26 protein-coding genes are annotated in these 23,937 nt (G+C 63.6%); 15 read left to right on the top strand and 11 right to left on the bottom strand.

All coding sequences use genetic code 11. The annotated features are described in order from the left end of the window. Positions 1 to 51: 51 nt before the first annotated feature. The 3 genes from P3L18_RS23530 to P3L18_RS23520 are packed head-to-tail and all read left to right on the top strand — an operon-like array spanning position 52 to position 1,532. Positions 52 to 1,032, top strand: coding sequence for a ParB N-terminal domain-containing protein (locus P3L18_RS23530; RefSeq protein ID WP_276115413.1), 981 nt, complete (start codon positions 52 to 54; stop codon positions 1,030 to 1,032). After that, positions 1,029 to 1,256, top strand: a complete 228-nt coding sequence (locus P3L18_RS23525) for a hypothetical protein (RefSeq protein WP_276115412.1) — start codon at positions 1,029 to 1,031, stop codon at positions 1,254 to 1,256. The genes P3L18_RS23530 and P3L18_RS23525 overlap by 4 nt, the downstream gene beginning before the upstream one ends. 15 nt (positions 1,257 to 1,271) lie before the next feature. After that, the gene (locus tag P3L18_RS23520) at positions 1,272 to 1,532 is read left to right on the top strand and encodes a hypothetical protein (RefSeq protein WP_276115410.1); all 261 of its coding nucleotides are present in this window, start codon (positions 1,272 to 1,274) and stop codon (positions 1,530 to 1,532) included. Positions 1,533 to 1,541: 9 nt separating this feature from the next. Here the strand turns inward: P3L18_RS23520 and P3L18_RS23515 are convergent, their stop codons facing one another. Then, positions 1,542 to 1,949, bottom strand: coding sequence for a hypothetical protein (locus P3L18_RS23515; RefSeq protein ID WP_276115409.1), 408 nt, complete (start codon positions 1,947 to 1,949; stop codon positions 1,542 to 1,544). Between the two features lie 139 nt (positions 1,950 to 2,088). Between P3L18_RS23515 and P3L18_RS23510 the strand changes: the two genes are divergently transcribed. The 3 genes from P3L18_RS23510 (at position 2,089) to P3L18_RS23500 (ending at position 4,939) form a co-directional block, all read left to right on the top strand. Then, the gene (locus tag P3L18_RS23510) at positions 2,089 to 2,724 is read left to right on the top strand and encodes a hypothetical protein (RefSeq protein ID WP_276115408.1); all 636 of its coding nucleotides are present in this window, start codon (positions 2,089 to 2,091) and stop codon (positions 2,722 to 2,724) included. A 47-nt stretch (positions 2,725 to 2,771) separates the two neighbouring features. Further along, a complete protein-coding gene (locus P3L18_RS23505; RefSeq protein WP_276115407.1) occupies positions 2,772 to 3,182 on the top strand; it encodes a hypothetical protein in 411 nt (136 codons plus the stop codon). A gap of 119 nt (positions 3,183 to 3,301) precedes the next feature. Continuing rightward, on the top strand, positions 3,302 to 4,939 hold the full coding sequence (locus P3L18_RS23500; RefSeq protein ID WP_276115406.1) for a hypothetical protein: 1,638 nt from the start codon (positions 3,302 to 3,304) through the stop codon (positions 4,937 to 4,939). Positions 4,940 to 4,961: 22 nt separating this feature from the next. Here the strand turns inward: P3L18_RS23500 and P3L18_RS23495 are convergent, their stop codons facing one another. Together P3L18_RS23495 and P3L18_RS23490 are read right to left on the bottom strand one after the other, a co-directional pair. Then, entirely contained in the window at positions 4,962 to 6,737 is a 1,776-nt protein-coding gene (locus tag P3L18_RS23495; RefSeq protein ID WP_276115405.1) for an HNH endonuclease signature motif containing protein, read from the bottom strand. Between the two features lie 163 nt (positions 6,738 to 6,900). After that, complete coding sequence (locus P3L18_RS23490; protein ID WP_276115404.1) at positions 6,901 to 7,467, bottom strand: hypothetical protein; 567 nt, start codon at positions 7,465 to 7,467, stop codon at positions 6,901 to 6,903. An 88-nt stretch (positions 7,468 to 7,555) separates the two neighbouring features. Here P3L18_RS23490 and P3L18_RS23485 point away from each other — a divergent pair, with 88 nt between their 5' ends. Next, complete coding sequence (locus P3L18_RS23485; protein ID WP_276115433.1) at positions 7,556 to 8,122, top strand: ImmA/IrrE family metallo-endopeptidase; 567 nt, start codon at positions 7,556 to 7,558, stop codon at positions 8,120 to 8,122. Further along, positions 8,119 to 8,532, top strand: coding sequence for a hypothetical protein (locus tag P3L18_RS23480; protein WP_276115403.1), 414 nt, complete (start codon positions 8,119 to 8,121; stop codon positions 8,530 to 8,532). Before P3L18_RS23485 ends, P3L18_RS23480 begins: the two co-directional genes overlap by 4 nt. Before the next feature lie 275 nt (positions 8,533 to 8,807). On the opposite strand, the gene P3L18_RS23475 is transcribed toward P3L18_RS23480, so the two are convergent. After that, positions 8,808 to 9,272 (bottom strand): hypothetical protein, encoded by a 465-nt coding sequence (locus tag P3L18_RS23475; RefSeq protein ID WP_276115402.1) that lies wholly within the window; start codon positions 9,270 to 9,272, stop codon positions 8,808 to 8,810. A gap of 70 nt (positions 9,273 to 9,342) precedes the next feature. Further along, the gene (locus P3L18_RS23470; protein ID WP_276115401.1) at positions 9,343 to 9,954 is read right to left on the bottom strand and encodes a DUF2510 domain-containing protein; all 612 of its coding nucleotides are present in this window, start codon (positions 9,952 to 9,954) and stop codon (positions 9,343 to 9,345) included. 88 nt (positions 9,955 to 10,042) lie between these two features. On the opposite strand from P3L18_RS23470, the gene P3L18_RS23465 reads away from it, so the two are divergent. After that, positions 10,043 to 11,113, top strand: coding sequence for a phospholipase D-like domain-containing protein (locus P3L18_RS23465; RefSeq protein ID WP_276115400.1), 1,071 nt, complete (start codon positions 10,043 to 10,045; stop codon positions 11,111 to 11,113). Positions 11,114 to 11,140: 27 nt separating this feature from the next. Here the strand turns inward: P3L18_RS23465 and P3L18_RS23460 are convergent, their stop codons facing one another. From P3L18_RS23460 to P3L18_RS23440, 5 genes are all read right to left on the bottom strand, one after another. Next, on the bottom strand, positions 11,141 to 12,466 hold the full coding sequence (locus tag P3L18_RS23460; RefSeq protein ID WP_276115399.1) for an alpha/beta hydrolase-fold protein: 1,326 nt from the start codon (positions 12,464 to 12,466) through the stop codon (positions 11,141 to 11,143). A gap of 603 nt (positions 12,467 to 13,069) precedes the next feature. Continuing rightward, positions 13,070 to 14,236: a PIN domain-containing protein gene (locus tag P3L18_RS23455; RefSeq protein ID WP_276115398.1), complete on the bottom strand. Its 1,167-nt coding sequence runs from the start codon at positions 14,234 to 14,236 to the stop codon at positions 13,070 to 13,072. 374 nt (positions 14,237 to 14,610) lie between these two features. Then, complete coding sequence (locus tag P3L18_RS23450) at positions 14,611 to 16,107, bottom strand: arylsulfotransferase family protein (protein WP_276115397.1); 1,497 nt, start codon at positions 16,105 to 16,107, stop codon at positions 14,611 to 14,613. 121 nt (positions 16,108 to 16,228) lie between these two features. After that, positions 16,229 to 16,483 (bottom strand): Txe/YoeB family addiction module toxin, encoded by a 255-nt coding sequence (locus tag P3L18_RS23445; RefSeq protein ID WP_079929972.1) that lies wholly within the window; start codon positions 16,481 to 16,483, stop codon positions 16,229 to 16,231. Then, on the bottom strand, positions 16,484 to 16,744 hold the full coding sequence (locus P3L18_RS23440) for a type II toxin-antitoxin system prevent-host-death family antitoxin (protein WP_014359059.1): 261 nt from the start codon (positions 16,742 to 16,744) through the stop codon (positions 16,484 to 16,486). Positions 16,745 to 17,030: 286 nt separating this feature from the next. Here P3L18_RS23440 and P3L18_RS23435 point away from each other — a divergent pair, with 286 nt between their 5' ends. The 6 genes from P3L18_RS23435 to P3L18_RS23410 all read left to right on the top strand — a co-directional run bounded on the left by P3L18_RS23435 (position 17,031) and on the right by P3L18_RS23410 (position 21,866). Further along, a complete protein-coding gene (locus tag P3L18_RS23435; protein WP_079929973.1) occupies positions 17,031 to 17,369 on the top strand; it encodes a hypothetical protein in 339 nt (112 codons plus the stop codon). Then, a complete protein-coding gene (locus P3L18_RS23430) occupies positions 17,366 to 19,657 on the top strand; it encodes a hypothetical protein (protein ID WP_276115395.1) in 2,292 nt (763 codons plus the stop codon). Before P3L18_RS23435 ends, P3L18_RS23430 begins: the two co-directional genes overlap by 4 nt. Before the next feature lie 90 nt (positions 19,658 to 19,747). Beyond that, positions 19,748 to 19,987: a type II toxin-antitoxin system Phd/YefM family antitoxin gene (locus tag P3L18_RS23425; RefSeq protein WP_276115432.1), complete on the top strand. Its 240-nt coding sequence runs from the start codon at positions 19,748 to 19,750 to the stop codon at positions 19,985 to 19,987. Further along, a complete protein-coding gene (locus tag P3L18_RS23420) occupies positions 19,984 to 20,391 on the top strand; it encodes a type II toxin-antitoxin system VapC family toxin (RefSeq protein WP_276115394.1) in 408 nt (135 codons plus the stop codon). Before P3L18_RS23425 ends, P3L18_RS23420 begins: the two co-directional genes overlap by 4 nt. 65 nt (positions 20,392 to 20,456) lie before the next feature. Then, positions 20,457 to 20,648 carry a hypothetical protein gene (locus tag P3L18_RS23415; RefSeq protein ID WP_276115393.1) on the top strand — a complete coding sequence of 64 codons (192 nt, stop codon included), beginning with the start codon at positions 20,457 to 20,459 and terminating at the stop codon, positions 20,646 to 20,648. Positions 20,649 to 20,798: 150 nt separating this feature from the next. Beyond that, positions 20,799 to 21,866, top strand: a complete 1,068-nt coding sequence (locus P3L18_RS23410; RefSeq protein ID WP_276115392.1) for a PrsW family glutamic-type intramembrane protease — start codon at positions 20,799 to 20,801, stop codon at positions 21,864 to 21,866. A 399-nt stretch (positions 21,867 to 22,265) separates the two neighbouring features. Here P3L18_RS23410 and P3L18_RS23405 read toward each other — a convergent pair whose 3' ends face one another. Further along, positions 22,266 to 23,924: a hypothetical protein gene (locus P3L18_RS23405; RefSeq protein ID WP_276115391.1), complete on the bottom strand. Its 1,659-nt coding sequence runs from the start codon at positions 23,922 to 23,924 to the stop codon at positions 22,266 to 22,268. Positions 23,925 to 23,937 lie beyond the last annotated feature (13 nt).

The raw sequence follows: 23,937 nt of genomic DNA, 5'->3' as shown, positions 1-23,937 counted from the left end.
TCGGCGTATGCCGATCGGGTGGAGCCCACTGCCGCCGCAGCGGAACGCGAGATGGCCAAGATCAGCGAAGAGATCGCTTCTTTCGTGCAGGAGTGCCAGAAGAACATCCGCAGTCTGGAGAACGCACTCGAGGTACTGCGGCAGGAAGAAGAGCCCAACCTCAGTGCGATCAGGGAGAAGGAACGTCAGCTCGCCGGCTGGCTACGCAAGCACTCCGACACCCGTCGGCTCGAGGCATCGGTGGCCCGCGACCACGCCACGTTTCGCGGACACCAGCGTCGCTACACCAATGCGATGAAGCCGCTGGCAGAAAAGGGCACCGCACGCATGCGCGGCGCCCGCGAGGACGTGATCAAGTACGAGAAGAATCAGAACATGCAAGCACGTTCGGCCACTACGACGTGGCGGGCCATGGGAACGGGCGGATCGTCGCTTGGCGGCGGCTCATCCTGGGGCGCAGTGACATCCGGCGATGCGGGATGGAGCGGTGCAGCATCGACGACGAGCGGACCCGGCGCCGGGTCGACTACCGGGCATGCCGGCGGCGACGGCTCGTCGTCCACCACCGGAGCCGTTGCCGGGACGCCGGCAGTTCATGACCCCTCAACCGGACGATTTGCCGATCACGGCGAAGTGAGCGTTGACTGTCTGCCCGCGGGAATCGTGCTGGTACCGCTCGGCCGTTGTGTAGACGAGGGCCGGGTGCGCTCTTCGGCGGACTTCAACAGCGGCAAAGGAACATCCGACGACCTGATCTGGGCGGTGCAATCCCTGTACAAGGATGTGATTCCTCGCATGGGTCGCGGTGGTGATGTTCTCCAACGCCTTCACGACACCGATAACGGACGCGGCAACAGTGGCAATCGCAGTTTGCACGCGACATATGTCGGGTTCTTCGGCGATCAAGCCATCAAGGTGACCGAGCTCGCTGATGGCTCGTACGAGGTCATCAACGGTGCGCATCGTATCTGGGCGGCACAGCAACTCGGTGTCACACATTTGCCGGCGACCGTGCGAAGGAGGAACTCATGAGTTCGGTCAACGACCACGAACAGGCCGTCAACGAACGTCAGCGCGCCGAACGCCGAATGGGAACGAGGTGGAATGACGTTGTTTTCCAGGCGATCTCCCGTGACGTCCTGAATCAGGTCGTCATGGAGGAACGACTGTACGGTCAGCGGCTGCGCGAACTCCAAAACATCAACAACAAGGCCAAGACCCAGCTCGACACCATCAAGCATCAAAATCTCACATAGACAGGACCACAACCCATGGCCATCAACACCGATCCCGCCGCACTCGCACGAATGGCGCAGGAGCTCAACCGACTGGAGAAGTCGGTGCAGGAGGCAACGCGGCGCGTCCGCACCCAACTCAACGGCACCCAGTGGAACGATCCGGTACGCAAGAACTTCGAGGACCTCCTCGGCAACATCGAACGCAACGCACGCACGATTGGCCAGATGTCGAACGAAGGCGCCCGCATGCTCAAGTCCAAGGAGCAGCAGATCCGGGCGTATATGGGGCGGTAACTTCCACACTCACCCTGTTCTGAATTTGCCCTTCGCGACAGCTGCGGCGAGCAGCGCGATGGCCAGACTGACCGCACCGGTGATCGCAGCAGGCAAAGGCCACTCCCAGATCATGAAGATGGACAGCGCGACGATCGACACCAAGAGTGCAATGCTTGAAACGATGAGGGCTAGAACACCTTTGGATGTTCCCTGTTGCTTGGCGCGAGCGACACCCGACTCCGCCGCCGAGCGCTTCGATATCCACTGCGACAGTTCCGTTCGTGTCGCGGGGTTCTGCTGGATCACCGGCCGGAGTTCCGGGGTGTGCAAGGCGATCTGGGCCAGCACGAAGTCAGGCGTGTGTGGGTCACGCGCGAGGGCCGCAGCTTCGGGAGTAGCCCGGATATACGCCGGAGCATCTCGGTCGGTGCGCATCGGAACCGTCCCTTCGGTTGACAGTGGACCCATTTGACGCCATCGCGGTGCATCGAGTCTGTAACCCGAAGAGATGAAAAAGTCGCAGAGACGTTCTGGGGCGACGACTTTCCCCGATTCGGCTCTACTCTTTACCGCTATGGACAGCGAGCTTTACGAGGGGCCGGCGTCGAGCACGCCCCCGTTCTACAAGCCTCTGCCGTCGACCATGACCGCACACGCACCGCGGGTACGCCAGCGCCGACCTCGAAGCGGATGGATTCCGGTGGTCGTCACGCTGACGCTGGTCCTCGTGCTGGGCGGCCCCCCGATGGTGCTCTTCGCGCTGGGCGTCAGCAAGGAATCGGCCGAGCAAGCCGTCAGAGGGTTCTACGATGCCTACAATTCTCGGGATCGCGATGCTGCGCTGGCGGCCACGTGCGGCATCGAGCACGACGTCATCAGCAACGTCGGTGGCGCTTACACAGATGACCCGATCCAGCAATGGTTCAATCCTCCGCCGCAACAGCCTTCACCCGACCCCGACGACGACTCCGGGCCGGGTTTGGGGATCAACGACGATCTCCTGCGCAGTCAGACGTCGCTGGATATCGTGCAGCGCGTCAACCCTTCGATCGACCACTCAGAGATCAAGGGGGTCGGCAACATCTTCGTGTGGTTGAACGCCTCGGAAATCGGAGACCCTCACCTGATGGTGGTCCACCGAGACGGCGGCGAGTGGAAAGTATGCAATATCAAGACGTACTACCCGCGCTCGAGTACAGCGCCCCGCTGAAGGAGCTCACAGTGGCAAGTCCGCCGCCAACCGCTGATCGTCCTCCTGTGGCACGACGCGGCGTACCGGCCATCCCTGCGATGGTGATCGGACTCGTGGTGACCGCGGTGCTCCTCGCGATTGTCGATGCCGCGAGGGCGGATTCGGCTTCGCGCGTGACCAATGACGGAATCTCGATACCTGAATTCGGCCGTCCCGGCACGGGACAGCCCGTCTCCAGTACCGCCGAACTGTGCAGTGCCTTCGATGAGGCCCGCGACTACTTCGATGAGCGAAATACGGTCAACTTCGCCACTGGACTGAACGCGATCAGCTACTACGTCGACGTTGCGCGTCTTTACCCGGCCGAGAGCATCCAGTGGGGTGCCCGCAATATTGGTACGGCCGTCTCATCGGGCGCCGTCAGCATAGAAACCTGGTATTCCAACACCCGCGACGTCCGGGTGGTGTGCCGGTGATACCCGCCCATGGGGCGGCTCCCCGGCCGGCACGACCCAGTATTGCGGCCACGATCGCCGGGCCTCTCGGCTTCGCATCAGCTGTTCTCGTGGGCTTCTTGTGGACACCGATCGCGGGGATGGTCGTCGCGGCACTGACCTTGCTCTACACCGCTCTGCTGCTCGCGGGCATGCCGGCAGCGTCGAGCGGTTCCAGCGTCGATCCTTACCTCGCACAAGTGATGCGCTGGAGGCTGGTCACTCCTCCGCGACCTTCGGGTACACCGGGGATCCGCGCGCTCGGCGAGGCCGTCTGGCGGATCATGTTCTCGGTGCATACGTGGATTCTCGCTGCCGGAACGGTGCTCTTGGTCGGCGCGACCACATTGTTTGCGTTCTACACGATTTCTGGAGTGCTGTCGTCAACAGCTCTGTATGTCACGTTGGTGCTCGTCTACACGGTGTTTGTGCCTCCCCTGATCGCCGGGTCACTTGCTGAGCTCGATGGGAGGCCGCTGTCGGCGTCGGCGTTCATTCCGTCTCGGGGCTGGCCGAAGGCGTTGATGTGCTCATTCATTGCGATCGTCTGTCCGTCGGTGGCCGCGTATCTGGTGCTCGACGTGTATGCGTCCCTCTTTGACCTCCAAATCGCCTGGGAGCAACAACCAACCGGCAACACCATCGTCGGCCTTGTGGGACTTGTTGCGGCTCTCGTCGCCGCGATGATGTTCGTCCCGCTTCGGTGGGCGGCGTACTTCGCGATCAAGTACGACATGCCGATCGGTGGATGCATTGTGGAGAGTGTTCGGGCGGCCCGTGTTCACAGGTGGCGTCAGGCGCTCCCGGTGGTGGCCGTCACGACGTTCACCGCCTTATCAGTTCTTGTCGGTCGCGCACTCGTTGAGACGGCAACGTCCTGGATATTCTTATTCGCCGGCCTCGGAGTGGTTCCGCTGGCTCTGGTGGTTCTGACGCTCGCCGGGGGCATCGACTTCAAGAAACTCTGCTCCGAGGAGTCGGCGCCGGTCGACCGGCAGAGGCATCCCGTGACGGGCCCACTCCCTGGCGTCGCCGACGCTGTCCCACCGCCGCCCTTGTCCACCGTGCAAGTCCCACATTCGCGCCCGGCGCCCCGTGGATCGCTGTTGGCGATCGCCACACTGATTCTGTATCCGGTCCTCAACACCATCGCCCTGGGCGTGAACGCGCAAATCCAAACCGGGAACACACGTTTCACTGCTTCTCTGTCCCCGGACACCGCGCTCATCCTGATGCTTTGCCTGGCATTGCTCTCGCTTGTTCCTTCCGTGCTCGCAGCAATGACCGTCCTACGCTCACGCCGGGACATCTGGGTGCCGCAGGGATGGATTCGAGCCCTGGTGGCCGTCGCATTTCTCGCTCAACTCGGTGCTGCCGTCGCTCAAGCGATCACGACTGGATCGGTCGCCGCGGCAGATGCGGGCCCATACCTGTTCCTCGGAGACTTCCTGTCAGCGAGCGCCTTTGTCGCTGCGTGGCTTCTTGGGCATCGCCGCGTTCGCGCGACTGCAGGTCTCGCGATCGTCAGCGGGTTCATCGTTGCTGTGGTCACCGCAAACCTCAATCAGCAGCTTGGCATGCTTGGTTCTGAGTCCGCTCAGACCTTCGTGGAGGTCACCACCGTCACTACCGCGATCTATCTCACCGGCGTATCAGCCATCTTCGCCGCGACCGCGTGGATCGCCTATGCCATCGAATTGGTTGCCCTTCGACACGAACGACCGCCACTCACCTACTAGACAACCAGCGAGACAACCGCTCTCAGTACGGCGGCGGATGCGCGTCATCCCAACGCTTCAGGGCACGTTGGTCCGCGGCGCGTGCCTTGGCGTGGCGCGCGTCGATCGCTTTGCGGGCGGGATGATCGGGTGGTTTGTTCTTGAGGTACCTCAGTTTGTGGGCGCCCTTCAGCCCGGGGAACATGTCGACACCACGGAAGGCGTTGCCGACAAACCAATGCCCGGTCGGCGACTGGAACATCGCGGTCATCATGGTGTCCTGAAAGTCTCGCCACCGGCCGAAGGTCTTCATCCGATGGTGAAAACGGCATAGCGGCTTGATGTTCCACGCTTCGGTCGGACCACCACGCTCGGGGTGTTGGTGGTCGAACGGCTCGCTGTGGTCGAGATCGGTCTTCCAGACCGGCTCGTTGCAGCCCGGCCACGTACAGCACAGCTCACCCACCCGAATGAAGGCCTGCAGACGCTTACCCGGTCGATACTTCAGCCCGTCGATGCCCTTGAGCGCCGACACCCGTGAGATCCCGACCTTGCGGGTGAACTCTGCCTCGGCGAGTTGACGTACGGAGTCGGCGTCAATCGGACCGTATCCGTCGATGAGCGCGTCATCGTCGTCCTCGCCGGCCAGCGTCGACTCGTTGGCCACAACGAAGATCGTCCCTCGAGGGCCCGCCGGCTCGTGGCGATGGTCGGCACACTCGCAGGTGCACTCCGTGTGCGCGTCCTCTGGGGTTTGTTCGTGCTCTGCGAGCTGTTCCGCTTCTGGAGGTTGCACCTCATCGGTATCCGGATCATTCTGCGGCGCTTGGGCATCGAGCACCGCTGAATCGTCGGGTGCGCCGTCACTGTCGCTGTCATCAGCGACCGCGGTGCAGTCCTCGCATTCGCAGGCGAGGCGATCGCGTCCCTGTGTCAGGGCGATCAACGCGTCAGCGCGCCGCTGCTTCTTGGTCCGCGGGTCACCCTTGTGAACGCCCTCGGCCATCGCGTCGAGTTGCGAGCCGACCAGAGCGCCGTCGGCGGTGGGCAACTGCGCGGTCATCCGCGCCTGGCCCGGCCGGAACCGATCGGGCCCGATCGCGACCCCCCGGTCAGATTGTGCCCGCTCCCGATGACGCCGAGACACCGACCGGTCGACCTTGGAAACCACCCGCTTGACCATGTTGGTGAACCGTTGCGTCGACATCTGATCACGGGAACCGATCATGTCGGACAACTTCACGTCGATCTCCGGAAGCAGCTCCGGATCACACAGTTCGGTCGCAGCAGCCACAATCTTGAAACGTTGCGGGTCAATTCGACCGAGCCCGAGCATCGCGCCGGTCGACGGCAGCCGATAGCGGGCGACCTCGGCCAGCTTGATCATCTCCTTGGCGGCGGCCGGAGACATCGACAACACGGCCCCGACGTCGGCGACCGTCCGGTCCAAGCCGTCCGGACCGAACTGCTCGCGCGGATCGACTCCGCACACCGCCTTCGCCGCCGACTCGGCGATTTCCGCAAGACTCGACTCACCCGAGGTCTTCTCGGCGACCTCGCATCCGTACTCCTCCTCGTGCGCCTCATGAAGCAGCGAGATGCCCTGCAGCATCCGGTAGTGCGCCGCCGAGATCGACGCGGCGCTATGCGCGATAACCTCCACCAAATCGGTCTTCGAGAGGTCCTCATCCTCGGGGATTTGCTCCAAGAACGACTTTGGCTGCTCGTCATGCGCGCCCGCAAGCCACAGATCCGTCGCGCTCGGCACGCCGACGGCATCGGCGTCGGCATCGCGATCAAGCGGGATCTCGGAGGACATGAATGGAACATACCTTCGAGGTCTGACAAAATGGATCGGCGCAGGTCGGGGGGTGGTTTAGGGCATTCATGTGCCGGGCGGAGGGGGCGGTGATGGCCGCACATAACCCAGAATGTGGCGTGCGCAGAGTCTTGCTCGCGGTTTTACACGGACCGAGGTCGCGCTAGGGGAACGTGTGCGTTGAGGATGTGAGTGAAGCGGTCCCGTCCTCATTAAACTGCAGCTCTGCCAGGAACGATGACCCATCACTACCCGACAGGGAGACACTGGCCGAAGTCCCGCGCAGCGTCACTGCTCGTACGGTCAGTTCAGCCGCGCTGACGTTGTGCCGAACACTGACGAGAATCTTCGCGTGATGTTTGACGCGTTGCTCGGTGATAGGTGCGCGTGGTGATCGTGACTTGAGTGCGCGCACGACGCTGTCACGTAGGTCTGTTGCGTATGCGCCGATAATTCCGGATACCGCCGCATCGAGCACATATGTCATGACGCATTCCGCGCCACCAAGGTCAGCTTGCCAACCTGACTCCTGGACAAGGATCTCTATGCCCGTCTTCTCCTCGAACGCGAGCACCCCCGCTTCGACGTCGGAGCGAAACCGATCGTTTGAAATGAGGGTACGCGCCGGCGGATACAGCGATACTGGTTTCAAACCGGGCACGACTAGGGTGACGTACCGAGCGTCATAGTTCGGCAACCACTCGACAATTTCGTCAGCTTCCCACTGCATCAACGAAGGATGCCATGAAAGCTGCTGTTCGGTCAGGCCGCAATGGCAGCGGGACCACATCGCCGCAGACGGGGTCCGTTGTTTGTCGGTGCAGGGCCGTATCCTCGCCACGTCGTCGCGACTACGCTTGATCGTGAAGGAGGAGAGGTGTATGGGGCCGCTCGTTATCGATGTCGCGCGCAAGGCTGCGCAAGAGGTAGCGGATGACTACTGGCAGCCGGGTCGGTTCCCCGTGGACATCGAGGCAATCGCGCGAGGTATGGGTTTGCGCATCGAGTACACCTACCTCCGTGAGGGCGTATCGGGGATGGTCCGTGCCCGACCGGACGAGATCCCCACGATCTACGTTGATCGCGATGAGAACCCGGCGCGTCAACGCTTCACCATCGCCCACGAGCTGGGACACTTCGTCGAGCGCAGCAACCAGGGCAAGGCGGACTTCGCGTTCATTGATGAACGTGGAACCAAGTACGACCTGCACGAGTTCTACGCCGACGAGTTTGCCGGCAATCTGCTAATGCCACGGAGCGAGATTCAGCGACTGCGGGCCCGCGGCGAGACGAATGTGCAGATGGCTTCGCACTTCGGCGTCTCGGTACCTGCGATGGTCAAGCGGCTCGACCGAATCAAGAAAGCTGACGAGCTTCACCAGTGAGCGGCGACGATGGCGAGGAGGAGAGCCGGGCAGACGAGAGGCTTTTTCGCTTCTACACCGCCGCGGCATCCGAACTTGAGACCACCCCAGCCGGTGAGGCCGATCCCGACGGCAGGTCAACACAGGAGCGGATAGACGAGGAGCGCATCGAGGAGTTGCGTGACGCGCGGGGCTACCGCAAGAAGATCGTCACGTTCACACTCATCACCGTGGGAGGTCTCGTTTTCGCCGCCACTGCGTTCATGGGCGTTTACATGGGATCGCAATGGCACCATGTCGAAGCCAGCGTGGTGATTGCCTACTTCACGTCCGTTGTCGTGGAATCGATCGGAATCCTGTACGTCATCTCGCAATATCTGTTCCCGAACTCTGGTGCACACCGGCCGGATCGTGACGTTCCCGACGACTGACGATCACGACTCCCAGCCATCCCCCAACTTGCCGCGATCCGCACCGCCAGTCCCGGCATCTCGGCCCGCTTGCCGAACGTCACCTCGTCGGTTCCGACCACCAGTACATCGAGCTCCGGGTCCAGGCCGACCGAAGCCCATGGGTCGACCTCGATCGCCGCAGCTTACTCATTGGCCTGACGACGCTTCATCAGCGAGCGGATGTCACGGGGCGGCAGCGCGGAGGAGATCGCGGTCGGCCACTACTTCGCCGTCCGTTTCGTCGTTCGTCTTCGTCAGCAGTCGCCAACAGTATCGATTACCTCCTTCAGCGGTGCCGCAGGTTTCATGTCGACGTCATAGCCAGGATTGTCAGTTGCCCAAGCAAGTTTGGTGCAATATCCGGGCGCGGTCGGTAGCGTTGCCTCGACTGACTCGATCGACGGCTCGCACGTCGTCTTGTCCATGGAACCGACCTCGATCGCATCGGCAGGCGTGTTAGGCCACTGCTCCCACAGGATGATCGTTGGATTCTTCGCCGGGTTCTCGTAATCGGCGTTCGTGCAGTCCGCCGAGGATGTCTCCGACTCCGTGGAAAATGTCGGTCTCGACAATGCGCCTGAGGCATGGGGGTCCGTCGTCGGTGCCGCGGCGACAGACGACACGAGGGTGCTCGTCGACGTCGTGATCGAGGCGCCGCAACCGCCGAGCAATATCGCTGCAAGGACTACTCCCGAGGCGGTGACTGCGCGACGAATCATGGACAATCACGTTACGCCGAACATCGCCGTCTCCTGTGCCAGATGGGCTGAGCAACTCGTCCGGGATCGGTCACCGGGCGGTCACGCAGTCCTGCACCGCCGTACCGTAATCGTCGCCGGCGCTGATATCGAGGATGTGTCGGCCATCAGGGAGCAGCGAATATTCGCGTGCGGATCCCGATAGCGAGAAGATCGCTGCTTCCTTCTGCGCCCGTACGTCAGCGGATGACACCTTCTCCAAGCCGCGCATAATGTTCGCGCCTATGTAGTTGAGGTTCCCAGGCACACTCACCATTGCGGTGTTGGCGAGGGTGAGCGTCGAATCACGCAGGCTTCCTTCGATAATGGCGATAACCTGGTCTGGTGCAGGCTCGCAGGAGCTTGGTCTCGCGGTGGTCGCGGTCACGCCTGGCCCCTCGAATGTCGTCTCGACGCTCGAGGTGGGCGCGGCTGGCCTCGCATCGTCAGACCCTTTCGTCTGAAACCCTGTAGCCGCGCTGATCCCGATGTAAAGGACCAAGGCGCCGACGAGCGCACCGATGATCCACGGCCACTTTCGTCGACGCTTCTTCTGCGGAAAAGGATTGGGTTGTGTCTGACCGGTCCATTGAGTGCCGTCGTGCCATCGCTGAGTCCAGGGGTCGGCGGGGTCGGGGTACCAGCCGGGCCTTGTCAGAGACATGGATGGATCGTAGTGGGGAAGCCAGACATTATGCCCCGCATCTCGCGCTCTGGTGAAGCAAGGCGACGGCCCTCTACTGTGAATCCTTGTGGACACCCTCGGACTTGGCACCAACCGCACGGCCCGACTCCTCACCGGTTCGGTGTGGACCCAACTCACTCCAGTCATCGCCGCTCGACAGCACTCGGTGACCGCGGCCATCGCCCACGTGGGCGCCGACGCGCACACCCACCTTCCACTGCGATCCGGATCGTCGATCATCGTCGACGCCACGGTCCGGGCCGTGGAACAGAAGTCGACCAACCCCCATTCGCTGATGGCGTGGCTCAAGGCCGACGTGCGGGTCTATTCGCTGCCGCATCTGCACGCCAAGATGCTCCTTTGTGAGGCCACCGACGACTCCGATGCCTTCGTGGCCGTCGGGTCGGCCAACGTCTCGCAGCGGTCGCAGGCGATGCTGCAGGAGGCCGTCGTACTGACCGACAGTCCCGACACGGTCGACGAAGCGCGCTCGTGCCTCGTCGACTGGAGACAACGTGCCACACAGCTGACGATCGCCCGGGTCCGCGAGCTGTGCGACATCTTCGATCAGTCGACCGTGACTCTGCCGGACGACGAGGAGTTGCCGGACGAGCAGGCGCCCGAGGAGCAGACCCACGAGGTCCACCAATGGCCTCGCCCGTCGAAGCTGTTCGTCACGCAGGTGTCGGCGGTCGACGACATGTCTGCCGAAGCCGAGTTCGAGCGCGACCTGCTGATCGAAAAGCATGGCGCGACAACCGAAGAGAATGCCACCGTCGGCAAGCCCTACATCGCTGTGTTCTGCAATGACGGCGACCGCAAGACGGCTCAGGACGTCTACGCCGAGGGCAACCACGTGGTGCTGGTGTGGAAGGTCCGCGGTCGGGCAAAACGGCGCTGCATCGCATCCGAACCCGGGCAGGTGATCCACAAGTGGATCGACTACGGCGCCTCACCCGAGCGCACGTACTACTACGTTCTCGTGCCGCGTTCGACGGCGGAGGTGGCCTACGGCGACATCGCCGACGGACTCGACGCCATCGGCGTCACGCTCGACGACGACATCGGGTACCTGCGCCGCAGCGTCATCGACGCCCTCCTGGCGCAGTGGCCGGATCTGGAATTCGTTGCCGGATAACAGTCTTCGCTGGTGACCCCGACCGGCTCAGCGATGCGCAGAAGTGAACGCCGGCGCCAGATGCGGAGCCAACGACCCGATGGCCGTGGCCGCAGTGTCGACCGCGTCGCGCACGGGTGCGGGAAGCGTCGTCGGCAACGACGAGAGCTCGCGCTCGACGTTGGTCGGGCTCACCGGACTCGCCGGCGTGGGCGAGGTCGGTGCGACTGACGGGGATTGCGTCGATGCCGTCGAGGTACCGGCGGCTGCCGCATCCAGCGCGGCGTCGACCTCCTGCGCGTCGGCGTGTGCGTCGTCGCCCCACGCGAGCCAGTTGTGGCCGCCGCTCGAATAGCGGTAGCGCACCGGAAGCCCGACAGCGGTGGTCGCTGCCTGCAGCAGCAGGGTGGAGCCGAACGCCGCGGATTCGAGAGCTCCGCCGACGATCACTCCGTCGGCCGAGGAGAGCAGGAATGCCGGGAGTTGTTCGGGATGCTCACGCCAGATGGTAGCCATCGCAGCGTTCTGCGCGTCGATCTCGGCCGGTGAGAGGGTGCCGTTTCCGGTCGAGACGATGATCGTCTGGGGTGGGGTGGGCTCGGTGACGAGTCGGCGCGCCACGCTGTTGTGCGCCCAGTTGTTGCCGGGGCTCAACGGGTTACCCCACATTCCCCAGAGCCCGTTGGTGATGCCCGATCGGCTGATCTGGATGAGTGGGATCGCAAGCCACCCGAGTGGGTTGTCGGTCTCGTAGTAGCCGGAGTAGGCGCGCATCACCGAGAACGTCTCGGGGTGGTCGAGTCCGGTGATGATCGCCGGTGCCGCCGACATCGACACCCCGACGATCGCGTTGTTGCGCTGTCCGACATCGAAATTCGAGTACAGGTAAGACGGCAGTTCGGAGCTGAGGAAGGTCTCCCACTGCGGAGCAGACGCGGCACCGGTCGGCGCGGTGCGCCAGTTGGTCATCCACTCCCCCGACCCGCCCGTCGGCATCACCAGATTGTCTGCGGGACTGTAATTCTCGACCGCACCAGCGATCGGCAACGACCACGAGCTGTAGGCCGGGGTGGAGCCGAGCCCGTCGAGGAAGTACACCCCTCGCTCGGTCTGGCCGGGTTGCTGATCGGACGGCCGTACCTGCACGGTGACCTCGCGGCCCAGCGACTCCGAGTGCCAGCTACAGGTCTGCACATGATTTGCCTGATCCTCGGCCGTGCGCCACACGCATCCTGGTCGCAGCCGGTCGGGGTCGACCGCGTGCGCCGCTCCGGCACCCACGACGGCCGCTCCGCTCGAGGCGAGACACACGGCAAGCACCGCGGCGGCTACTCGGCGCGACGTGGATCGCTTGGTCGTGGCGTGTCGCCTCATGCGGAGCCCCTCACTTGTCGCATCAACTCCACCGTACGGGCCTTCGGACCGGGAAGGTGTGGAATGTGGGATGCGTAGCGTCTCCGCAGAGCAAGGTGGCCCTCGGCGAGCGGATTCCTTGATCAGAGGTGTCGGGAGTCCGGTGGGTGGAAGCCGTCGTAATGACTGACAGCCCTACACGGTCGACGAAGCGCGCTCGTGCCTCGCCGACTGGAAGCAACGGGCCACACCGCTGACGATCGCCCGGGTCCGCGAACTCTGCGACATCTTCGACCGTCGCCCTGCCCAACATCGATGAGTCGCCCGACGGGCAGACCCACCAGGTCCACCAATGGCCCCGACCGTCAAGACTGTTCGTCACACGGGTGTCGGCGGTCGACGACATGTAGGCCGAAGCGGAGTTCAAGCGCGACCTGCTGATCGAAAACCACGCCGCGACAACCGAAGAGAACGCCACCGTCGACAGGCCCTACATCGCCGCGCTCTGGCGCAGTGGCCCGATCTTGAGTTCGCTGGCGGATGACAGTCTTGACTGGCGGCCCCGGTTAACTCAGTTAATGCGTCGAAGTCGTCGCTGCGCCGAGTGGTTTATTCATGCCGGGGTCAGAGCACTGAAGCCAACTCGAAATCGAATGCTTGTATCCCGTCTATGTTAGCAGCATAATCACAGGTCAGCTCTACACGAAAAGAACCGTTCACTGACAAGAAACGATCGTCCCAATCGTATACCTCATCGAAGTTTAAGTCAGAGAGGTCTGCGTAGTCTTCTTTAGAAATAAGACCTTCGTATTCCACCCCCGCCTGGATCGTCAAACTGCCAATCTCAGTGCTGCCCGTGTACGTTTCATGCGGCTGTATAAACAGAGTACTCCAATCCGGTGAGACGCTTGAAACTACCGGGCCCTCAATCGCGTCATCTATGCAATAATCAAATACCGGTGTCAAAGATCCGAGAACTGCAGTATTGCTTTCCAACGACACACCCTCGAGTTCGCTGCACAGCTGTTCAACTCTCCTTCTAATTATCTCTTCGAGAGATTCGGCAGACAACGCCAAAGCCTCATCCCCTCCCTCGTGGAGCACCGGCTGGACCGAAGTCGAAGTGAATCTGACTGCATCACCTAAGGTCCTGGATAGAGTAACCGTGTTCGCACCGACCTTCAGCAGCTCCTCGGCCAGAAGCGCATGCAGCTCGTCAGAGCCGCTCCGCCGACAGTCGTTGTCTGCCGTAACGAATACCACAACGGTGCCCTCTAGCATTGTCAAAGCCACTTCTTGCACCGAGTGCCATATTAACGCGTCTCGATATCCTTTGTCTGATTGATCAAATGGCGGATGCTCCCTGAGTGACCACCAAACCAGCTCGGAATGGTCCACAGATGGGATCTCGGATACGAACACCCCGGAGGAAGCCAGCTCCGCGCGCAGTTCATCGGCCAATTCCTCAATCGTCAGGACCGGGTGTGCACGGATTTCCGCCGGAGCGGGCAGGTCATCAGCGAAACGGAACCCGGCTGACCTGAGTTTCTGCAAAGCATCGGACCATTCGTTGGCTCCCGCCCTGAGCAAACGCCTAACCCGATTCCTCTCGTGCCGGGCCAACTCACGAACGACGATCTCCGGTATCACGACAGCCCGATTTACGTTATAGCGCGCGATTTCCAGGAGCGTCTTCCACGTGACAGTGCTTCGCAGCTCTTTGTCATTTGACCACAGCACATTCGTATCAACGACTATTACACTCCGCTTGGGTACCAAGTTCTCGAACATGTCGTTCAATTTGATCTGATTTCCATTCCGCGTCGGCGCTACCTGTAGCAAACGCCATTAATCCTGATGAGCACGTCGATGCTAAGCAGTATAAACGGACAAGCACACATGGACCTCCGCCTAGCTGAAAGTCCCGCTCAAAGCAGGTTTTCAACGGCTCAGCCCGGGCTACATTACCCGACCGCCATCGGTTGTAGCCAGCGTCCTCGTGGGACCAGACGCACTTGGCTTGCCAAAGTGTAGAGCCACGAGACAGTCACAGCGCAATGTGACTATCTCGAAGCCTTCAAGGGGATTAACGGGCCGACCAGTCCAGATTCATAACCTGGTCGTCATGTGAGTTCTCGTCCCAGACGGTTGCGTCGCGGGTAGTCTCACCCCGCCGACAACGGCACCGACCGCCCGATCACCTTCCCCGCCGAGTCGAGCGCCTCGATCTGGTAGTAGCCGGAAGCTTTCTGCGGCAGCGTGATCGGCGTCGATGCGCCGTTCCACGCCGCGGTCGTCAGCGGTGTCAGGTTGGCTGCGGTGCTGCCGTGCAGCACCCGCCACTGCGCAACGCGGGTCGCGCCGTTCCAGGCGGCGCGGATCGTCATGCCGTCGTGGCCGATGACGGCCTCGGGCACGCCGGTCGGCTCACCGGTCCACGGTTGGTAGTAGGCGCGGTAGCTGCCCGTCGGGGCCAGGGAGACGTCGTAGACCATCTGTCCGGTCGGGGTGAACTCGGCGATGTGATTGCCGGTCCCCCAGCTGCCGAACACGTCGCCGTTGGGCAGCATCTGCGCGTTGCCCATCGCGGTGGCCCGCACGTTGCCGGGGTGGGTCCGGTTGCGGATGAGCGTGGTGGTGTGGGTGGCGGTGTCGAGGTGAATCCACTCGATACTCGACGCACCGTTGGTGGTCTGACCGTCGGAGTTGTTGTTGAACAACCGAAGTGTGGTGGCGTCGGGCATCTCGGCGTCGTGCTGGAAGGAGAACTGCACGCCCTTGCCGAGGGCGAACGAGGAGTGTTTCCCGCCGATCTGCCAGTCGATGGCGCCGGTGGTGGGGTCGAGGTTGTAGACGGTCGAGGTGTGGCGCATCGAGACGACCACGTGACCGTCGGGGGCCAGTGAGATCGCGTTGACGTGGTACGGGTCGTAGATACCGCCCGAGTTGTCGACGGTGTCTTTGGGTGAGATGAAGGAGTCGGTGATCGGAACATGCTGGGAGGCATGCCAATCGAAGAGCACCTTCTTGGTGGCGACGTCGATCTCCTGGACCACCGCGTCGTACATGGTGCCGTCCTTGGCGCCGCCGACCGCGGTCAGGTCGGCGGTGATCGGCTGAAAAATGGTGATCCACGCGTGCTCGCCGTTGTCGGTGAGTCGGAACTCGTGGATGTTGGCGCCGGCCGGTCCGGCCGGGATCGTCGCGATGATCTGGTAGTGCTCGTCGGCGATGTAGTCCACCCCGCTCTGCCCCGACGCCAGGTTGCCCTGCCACCAGGTGAGCACCGGCTTGCCGTGGAACTGTTGCACCTGCAGGTCGGCCATCGACTGACCGGGCGGGGCGGTCCGCGACCACACGACGCGACCCTTCTTGTCGGCGATCACGACCCGGGAACTCGCACGCCGCTCGTCGTGCGAGCGCTGCCCGACCACTGCGCTCGCCGGCGAGGTGCCCTCGTTGAAGAACACGTAGCCGCCGGTGGCGCCCGCGGCGTCGTTGACGTTGACGTTGTAGGTGGGGGCGGCCGCCGACGCTGCCGCCGACGCCGCCGATGACGACGTCGAACCCGATGTTCCCGGCGAGCCGCAGGCGGCGATCACCGACCCCAGCACTGCGACCCCCGCGATGGACAGCAGACCCCGACACCGGTGTGACGCCATGGGGTCAGGGTAGGACGGTCCGCTGTCAGAGAGCTGGGAGTTCGCTGCGGGCTGGGAATGGTGATTCCACACCGGCCTCGACTGGAATCGAAGCTGCTGGGCGCCCGGCAATTGCCGTGAGTCAGTAATGGTACCGAGCCTGCAGAATGATCGCGTCATCGCCATCGACGAGGTAGACGAGCCGGTGTTCGTCGGAGATGCGCCGCGACCAGGCGCCCGGGACTCCGTACTTGAGCGGTTCGGGTTTTCCGATGCCGGTGAATGCATCGCGCAGGCACGCGTCGAGCAGGGTGTTGATCCGCTTCAGTAGTCGCCGGTCAGCGGTTTGCCAGTGCACATAGTCTTCCCATGCCGATTGGTCCCAGACCAGACGCACTCAGCCGTCCTCGTCGGTCCGGTCGAGGTCATGCACCTCGGTCTGCCCCACAGAGACACGTGTGTAGGACTCCAACAGTCTGCGGGCGTTGGCCGGCGACCTGAACAGGTAGGCCGTCTCCTGCCACGCCGCGTACTCGTCAGCCGACATCAGCACCGCATTGCCCTTCCGAGACACGATTTCGATCGCACTCCGATCGTCGTTGACCTGCTCGATCAGCGGAAACAGCAACTTCCGCGCCTCACTCGCACTGATAGACATGACACGCCCCTCCTGATTGGGTGGTACAAGAATACGGTACCAGTATTGCTCCCAGCGTGAGAGGCGCTGAGTCAAGCGGACTGGTCCGACATCCCGAGGATCTCATTCGAGACGCCAGCACCCTTGCGGTCCTATCAGCGCTTGCCGGGTGGTGCACCGAGGGCGTACGTCATTGACGAAACAGGTTGGTGGCCAGAGTTATCCACAGGCTTCGTCGCGACCCGCCGATGGCCGGTGTGCGCGTTATAGGCTCCCGGCACGCATTGCTCGGCAGCGGGGGGACGACATGACTGTGGCAGCAGATCTCGACAGATTGCGGTCGCTCGGAGGTGAATTACACGGTCTGGCGGGTGCGGCGATGATGTTGCCGGCCACGTCCGGGCAGGACGCCGTCAGCGCGGCCCGCCCGGGTCTGGTCAAGGCCGTCGACGAGGCGCTCGACATCGCTCACGCCGTCGTCTCCGGTGTGCTGATTCCGGGAATCCGGGAGCGGCTCAGCGAAACCGGTGACGTGATGATCAACGTGGCGCGGCAGTTCGAGGCCTCCGATGAGCAGAACGCGGAACAGATCGCGGCGCTCTACACCGCGGCGACCGGCGAGTGGGATATGACGGACCCGGCATGATCTGCTCGCTGACGAAATCCGAGGTCATCGCCTACGACGCGTCGGCATTGCTCGATCTAGCCGCGGCCTGGACGGCGATGGGCACGGGGATCGAGGACCTGTTCACCCGCTACCGGTCCACGGTCGCGATGAACAACGGCACCCACTGGACCGGAGCTGCTGCCGATGCCGCGGTCGCTCGCGCCGAGTCCGATCTGCGGGCTTCGCGTACCGTCGCGCAGACGTTGACCGATCTGGCCGATCAAGCGACACAGGGGTATTGGAGTATCGACGCCCCGCTCCGGCGTGCGCGCGCCGCGATCGCGACCGCCGAGGCTTCCGGGTTCACGGTCGACGAGTACCTCACGGCGCACCCACGCGCCGCCGGTCCGATGACAGTGGCGATCCGGGATGCGATCGTTGCCCACACCCAGGCGATCACCGGCGCCGTCGCCGATGTGATCACCGCCGATACCGACGTCCGAAACAGACTCGCGGGCATGCGATCCGGTCTGATCGCCGGATTCACCAGTGCCGACTCGATCGGCAGCCCCGAGGGCGGCGTCGACGGCCGAGCGCTCGCGACCGATCCGTCGACGCTGTCGCCGGAGGCGTTGCGCCGACTGGTCGAGGCCGGAAGGCTCCATCCGCAACAAGTCGCCGCACTCGAAGCCGGAGCGCCGGTGACCATTTCGGCGTCACACATGGAGTACATGAACACCCTGTTGCGGGGACTCGACGGGAAGTCGCCACAAGAGATCGAAGCCATCCTGGGTGCCCTTCCCCCGGAGGCCCAGAGCGGGTTGGTCAACATCATGCAGATCTCGTCGCATCACGATGTGACGGCAAGTGTCACCGGCGATCCGGAGGTTCCGACGACCGGCGGCCTGGCCGTCCTCCCCGCGCGGATGCGTGCCTCGCTCACGCGCAAGGATCTTCTCGTCGTCGGGACGAAGAGCACTCCCGGAGCCCCGGGTTCCAGTGTGGGCGGCAACTCCTACAGCCTGAACGGGGTCGCCGACAATCAGGCGATCAGCCGCATCGTCGGCATGGGCGAGCGGCAGTACGCGATGGGCACCGACCTCGACCACGCGCTGATGCACGCCACGAAGACCTATCTGCACGGACAGGTTCTCGCCGAACAGGATCCGAACAATCCGTCCTACACCGTCGACGGCCATGGCCGCATGCGCGATGATTCACTCACCACGGGAATGATCGGGGCGCTGTCGTCCGACACGATCGCCATCAACGCCGCTGTCGCCGACCCGCAGACGGGCATGCAGTTCGTCACCGACGTCCTGACCCACCAGTGGGATGACGACGGCCGTAATGCCGCACTGATGTTCACCTTCGCCGACACCGAGATGCGCGTCGAGAACGCCGGCGATCCGCTTGACGTGATCCGCGCAACCCGGGCCGGCGACATCATGGAGTCGGTGGCCCGCGCCACCGCCAGTGATGCTTCCTGGCAATTGATGTCGGCGGTCCCGAGCACCGACGGGCAATCCGTCGGCGAGGTGAACCCGGAACTGGTGCGCGGCCTGGCACTCAGCATGGGTGAGTACCTGCCCGATCTCGTTGGCGCAGATGAGCATCCAGGGTTCGACGTCAAGAGCCTCGATCGAGACACGCTGCGTGGCGCGTCGAACATTATCGCCACATTGAACACCGATGCGCAGGCCGGGCAGACCATCAACAGCCGCGCCATGCTGACCCAGCTCGAGCTCGAACGCGACTTCGGCCAACACCCCGACGCCAACGAAAAGCTCATCACCGCAGGGCGTGTGGAAGGAATCGTCGATCGTGGGATCAAGCTGGCCACCCTCGACGAATACGGCCGCGAGGCCGCAGCCGAAGCCTATCAACGCAAGTCCGAGTCCGTTGACCAGATGTTCACGTTGCTGTCCACCGCGGGTGGGTATGCGCCGTTCGGCGAGGACGCCACCGGTCTGGCCGACGCCACCGGCCTCACCGGGCGACTCAAGGACCTGCTGATCGGTCCACCGACCGATACGTCAGTCGCGATCAACGCCGACGGGACCGTGGCCCATCTCCACGGCGACAACAGCAACACCGCCTTCTACAACGTGCTCAGCGGAGTCGGTCCGCTGCCTGCGCACGTGGCCGCGGTTTACGCAGACTTCGTCGATCCCGTGAGCGGGTGCATCAAGCCGTATGCGGCGATCGCGAACGGCGAGAACGACGTTGCCGTCACCCGTGGGCTGACGGCGATGATGCGAGCGCTCGCCGGTGAGGACGCGATCACCGACTTCCGGGCCGGGTACGGAAAGGCGATCGTCGATTAGATGGGTGAGCACGAACGGCCCGTCGAAAGCAGAGTCACCCCTAGTCAATTAAGACTAATCGAACTAGTCTCAATGGTGTATCTTGGGGCGATGCGGACGATCACCAGTACCGAGGCCAAGACCCGGCTCAACGCCATCCTGGCGGAGGTCGAACGGTCGGGCGCTTCGGTCACCATCACCAATCATGGCCGACCGGTCGCAGTGCTTTCACCGATCACGCCGCTGCCGCGCTCCTTCGGACAGATCCCGACGCTGGTAGTGCCGGAGGACTTCGACGAACCATTGCCGGCTTCCGAGCAATCGGTGTGGGAACAGAGCGATCTCGAATGACCGCAATACTTCTCGACACCAACGTTCTACTCTGGCTGGTATCCAACCCCACCAAGGTCGCCACCGAGGTTCGAGCGACCCTCGGCGACCAGGACAACGAACTCATCGTTTCCGCCGCATCGGCGTGGGAAGTCGCGATCAAGACCCGCATCGGACGCCTCAGCGGCGAACCCTTGCTGTCGGCATGGAATGAGATCCTGACGGCCATGAACGCCACCGATCTCCCGATCGATTCCGCAGACGCCGCAATGGCCGGACGCCTGCCGTGGGAACACAAGGACCCGTTCGACCGGATACTCGTGGCCCAAGCAGCGCGACGCGGACTCACTATCGCCACCAGCGACCACCAGGTACTGGCCGGTGCACTGACGCCCACCCTCGACGCTCGGAGCCGCCGCCGGTGACCGGGCCGGCCAATGAGGCCACGGCCACGATGTCGAGAGCCTGGAAACCTCGGCACGGATCCACGGTGCCCTGCCGGCTCCCCACCAATACGACCGGATCATCCGCGCCCCGCTTGTATCTGCTGCAGCGTGACGTCAACAACAGCTGCGCCACCCGGGCCATGATCGACGTCACCAGCGTCATCAGCGCGGTGATGACGTGGCGCATGATGAGCAACCTGCGGGGGCTGGTCAACCAAAACGACGAGACGTCGTGAATACATGCACGCGATAGACATTCTTGTCGCGATTGCCGAATAGCAGAATTCCGCCGGTGCTGGTCATTCCCACGTTCGGTGGAATACCTCCGCAGATCGTGCACGAGCGTGCGAGAATTGCATTCACTCGTGCGACGAAAGCAGGATGTCATGACGAACTCGCTGGTCCCGCCGCCGGGATGGTATCCCTACGGTGCCGCATCCACTACCGCACGCTGGGACGGAATGGGATGGACCGGCGAATCCGCACCCGATTCTTCGGTATCCTCACCACCTGCGTGGCATCGGCGTCCCTGGCGTTCTCTGACACATCAATGGTTCTCGTGGATCGTCGCCGGAATGGTGGTGGCCATCGGTTTCGGAATCATCGGGAATTCAGGTTCCGGGCATTGGTGGGTATGGCCCGCGGCGATCGGCGTCGTGCTGGTGATGACGGGCATCGTCACGCTCGTCGCCCCACACCTGCGGTTCACCGAGCTGAATCGACTCCCGCTGACGATCGTCGTCGGCGTGGTGTCGGGGGCGGTGGCCCTCGGCGTCGCGACGGCCATCGAGGGGCTCCTCGAACCGCATTTGCACCTCCCCTTCGCGGTCGACCTGTGGTTGTCCGGGCCCATCGAGGAAACCTGCAAGATCGCGGTGCCGCTGATCCTGTTGATCTTCGCGCGCTCGGCATTCGGCGACCCTCGCCGCGGCGTGCTCATGGTGCTGATCAGCGGGTCGGTGTTCGGCATCGGCGAGGCCCTCCAATACATGGGTGGCGGCAACGGCACCAACTCGCATCTGCTGCAAGCGGTCACGCGTCCGCTCGCCGAGACCGGGCATCCGCTGTGGGCGAGTATCGCCGCCGCGGCCATCTGGCTCGGGACGCACCGATCCGGGCGGGTGGTCTCCAAGGTCGGCTTCCTCGGGTGGCTCACCGCGGCCCTCCTGCATTCGGTGCACGACGGGATCGGGTCGTTCGGTCAGCACGGGTCGAAGAACACCGTCACCGACCAAGACTTCACGCCCACCGACGTGGTGCAGGAAGGCGTGATACTCAACGTCTTCTCCATCCTCGTCGCCGTCGTCTCCTACCTGATCCTGCGCCACGTACTACGGGAGCTCGTCCCACCGACTGCCATCGCCACCAACGCACCCCGCTGGCGGCCCCGGCTCGTGCAGTGGGGCGTGCCGGAAGGGCGGGTGGCTCCGGTGGAGTCGGCGGCGGCGGGGTGAGTGGTCAGAGGTCACCGCTATTCGATGGTCGAGGTGCGAGCCCGCTAGGGCGAGCCTCGAGACCGACTGTGCCGACGCTGGTTTCGTCAGTCCCACGGTGGTTGCGAAACCTATCATCTCACCGGGTCTCGAGGCGCTCGCCCTAGCGGGCTCGCGCACCTCGACCATCGGGGGGGAGGACCGGCCGGCGATCCGGGGGAAGGACCGGCCGGCGATCCGGGGGAAGGACCGGCCGGCGATCCCGGGGAAGGCCCGGCCGGCAATCGGGGGAAGGACCGGTCGGCGATCCGGGGGCGGCTGGGCCCCGCGGGCAGGCCGCCATTAATCGGTGGCCGAGGTACGAGCCCGCCAGGGCGAGCCTCGAGACTGACTGTGCCGATACTGGTTTCGTACCGCCATCTACACCGACCGCCGACACAGACACGACGCGACGACGGGGACGTCGGCGACTGCTTGGGCGAAAGCGAGTTGCTGACCGATGATCTCGGCTTCCCCGTGGCGTCCGAGCCGCGTCAGGCATTCGTGGTAACCGTGCAACGCCCAGATGTTGCCGGGATGACGCAGCGGACGCGGCAAGGTGTCGTCGAGACCGAGGTCGGCGCGGTACACCGCGGCGGCCTCTGCGACGTGTCCCTGTTCGAGTAGCAACGCCCCGTACGCGTGCCGGGTGGGCTGCATCCAGCCCCACGGCTCGTCGTAGGGAAGGGTGTCGTCGAGTTCGATGGCGCGCCGCAGATGTGCGTAGGCATCGTCGTGATTCCCTCTGCGATACTCTAATTCACCGTCGAGCATCGCTGCGGCAACGCCCAGGATGTCGAGACAGGTGTTGTTGAACAGGGTGCGGGTGGGAGCGACGCGGGCCAGCGCCGCGGTGAACAGGTCACGTTCACGCTCGGCGTCGTCGATGTGGCCGAGCGCCGAGTGCGCAACGCCCTTGCCGTAGTGGATCATCGCGGTTGTCGCGCAGTAGAGGTCGGCGTCGGTGGGCAACGCCATGTCGATGAGATGCTGCCATCTGCCGAAGCGGACATCGACGTGGACGCCTACCGACAGGAATCCCTCGAGCCAGTCGGCCATCGGTGGATTCTCCTCGCGCAAGAGCTGTTCGGGAATCGCCGCCTCGAGCCCGGCAGCGGCGTCGAGGGCCACCTGTGACTGCGCGGAGAACATCGCGCCGTATACCCGGAAGTGGTGGTTGTGGCAGCGGTACAGGGTATAGAAGTTCATCGGCCCCTCCCGGCGCATGAACTTCTCGTCGGCGACGACGGCACGCGCATTGGAGGCGACGACGCGGCGGTAGTCACCGCAGAGCACGTCGAGGTGGGTGGGCATGTGCTGCAGATGTCCGGCATCGGGCACGAGATCGCGCAGGCCGTCGGCGTGCACGAGCCCCGACTCCGGGCTCGCCGACATCTCCACCAGATGGATGTACATGTGCAACAGACCCGGATGCTCTGGGCCACCTGCCAATCGGAGTGCGACGTCGAGCACCTGCTGCGCCTCGACGGCATGCGAACCGCGTGCCGGCGCCCCGGTGCGGATGTCCCACAGCTGCCATGGGGTGAGGTTCATCAGAGCGTCGGCGAACAGGGTCGCGACGTCGAGGTCGTCGGGGAAGCGTTGGTGGACCTCCCGCATTGCGGCGGCGTACTCGTGATTCCACACGCTGCAGGTGTCGGGGTCACCGGCCGGACCGTCGGGAGTGGCGGCGGGATAGCGGAACTGTAGGGCGCCGATCAGAGCCGCCTCGACCGGTGATGCCGCGAGTTCTCGTGCACGACCGACGGCAGCGTGCGCCCGCCCGACGGAGTCGGTGAGCTCGTCCGGCTCGAAGAACTCCCAGGGTTTGTTGTAGTTCGGACCGAGCGCGTAGGCGACTCCCCAGTGGGCGATCGCGCAGTGCGGGTCGGCCGCGAGGGCACGCTCGAAACAGGCGGCCGACTCCTCATGGTTGAATCCGTAGCTCCAGATCAGTCCGCGATCGAACCACAGTTGGGCCAACGGAGAGGTGGTACTCACCTGCCGGGAGTAGGTACCGAGATCGTAGTAGTCGTCCATCGGTCGCTCCTCG

Source organism: Gordonia sp. N1V (genome assembly GCF_029269935.1).
GTDB classification, from domain to species: Bacteria; Actinomycetota; Actinomycetes; order Mycobacteriales; family Mycobacteriaceae; genus Gordonia; species Gordonia polyisoprenivorans.
This window is presented reverse-complemented; position numbering and strand designations above follow the sequence as displayed.

What these genes read in the sequence shown, in the direction of transcription:
- P3L18_RS23530 (WP_276115413.1), top strand. Translation starts at nt 52, where the DNA reads ATGGCCAAGATCAGCGAAGAGATCGCTTCTTTCGTGCAGGAGTGCCAG.
- P3L18_RS23525 (WP_276115412.1), top strand. Translation starts at nt 1,029, where the DNA reads ATGAGTTCGGTCAACGACCACGAACAGGCCGTCAACGAACGTCAGCGC.
- P3L18_RS23520 (WP_276115410.1), top strand. Translation starts at nt 1,272, where the DNA reads ATGGCCATCAACACCGATCCCGCCGCACTCGCACGAATGGCGCAGGAG.
- P3L18_RS23515 (WP_276115409.1), bottom strand. Translation starts at nt 1,949, where the DNA reads ATGCGCACCGACCGAGATGCTCCGGCGTATATCCGGGCTACTCCCGAA.
- P3L18_RS23510 (WP_276115408.1), top strand. Translation starts at nt 2,089, where the DNA reads ATGGACAGCGAGCTTTACGAGGGGCCGGCGTCGAGCACGCCCCCGTTC.
- P3L18_RS23500 (WP_276115406.1), top strand. Translation starts at nt 3,302, where the DNA reads ATGGTCGTCGCGGCACTGACCTTGCTCTACACCGCTCTGCTGCTCGCG.
- P3L18_RS23495 (WP_276115405.1), bottom strand. Translation starts at nt 6,737, where the DNA reads ATGTCCTCCGAGATCCCGCTTGATCGCGATGCCGACGCCGATGCCGTC.
- P3L18_RS23490 (WP_276115404.1), bottom strand. Translation starts at nt 7,467, where the DNA reads ATGCAGTGGGAAGCTGACGAAATTGTCGAGTGGTTGCCGAACTATGAC.
- P3L18_RS23475 (WP_276115402.1), bottom strand. Translation starts at nt 9,272, where the DNA reads ATGATTCGTCGCGCAGTCACCGCCTCGGGAGTAGTCCTTGCAGCGATA.
- P3L18_RS23470 (WP_276115401.1), bottom strand. Translation starts at nt 9,954, where the DNA reads ATGTCTCTGACAAGGCCCGGCTGGTACCCCGACCCCGCCGACCCCTGG.
- P3L18_RS23460 (WP_276115399.1), bottom strand. Translation starts at nt 12,466, where the DNA reads ATGAGGCGACACGCCACGACCAAGCGATCCACGTCGCGCCGAGTAGCC.
- P3L18_RS23455 (WP_276115398.1), bottom strand. Translation starts at nt 14,236, where the DNA reads ATGTTCGAGAACTTGGTACCCAAGCGGAGTGTAATAGTCGTTGATACG.
- P3L18_RS23450 (WP_276115397.1), bottom strand. Translation starts at nt 16,107, where the DNA reads ATGGCGTCACACCGGTGTCGGGGTCTGCTGTCCATCGCGGGGGTCGCA.
- P3L18_RS23440 (WP_014359059.1), bottom strand. Translation starts at nt 16,744, where the DNA reads ATGTCTATCAGTGCGAGTGAGGCGCGGAAGTTGCTGTTTCCGCTGATC.
- P3L18_RS23435 (WP_079929973.1), top strand. Translation starts at nt 17,031, where the DNA reads ATGACTGTGGCAGCAGATCTCGACAGATTGCGGTCGCTCGGAGGTGAA.
- P3L18_RS23430 (WP_276115395.1), top strand. Translation starts at nt 17,366, where the DNA reads ATGATCTGCTCGCTGACGAAATCCGAGGTCATCGCCTACGACGCGTCG.
- P3L18_RS23425 (WP_276115432.1), top strand. Translation starts at nt 19,748, where the DNA reads ATGCGGACGATCACCAGTACCGAGGCCAAGACCCGGCTCAACGCCATC.
- P3L18_RS23420 (WP_276115394.1), top strand. Translation starts at nt 19,984, where the DNA reads ATGACCGCAATACTTCTCGACACCAACGTTCTACTCTGGCTGGTATCC.
- P3L18_RS23410 (WP_276115392.1), top strand. Translation starts at nt 20,799, where the DNA reads ATGACGAACTCGCTGGTCCCGCCGCCGGGATGGTATCCCTACGGTGCC.
- P3L18_RS23405 (WP_276115391.1), bottom strand. Translation starts at nt 23,924, where the DNA reads ATGGACGACTACTACGATCTCGGTACCTACTCCCGGCAGGTGAGTACC.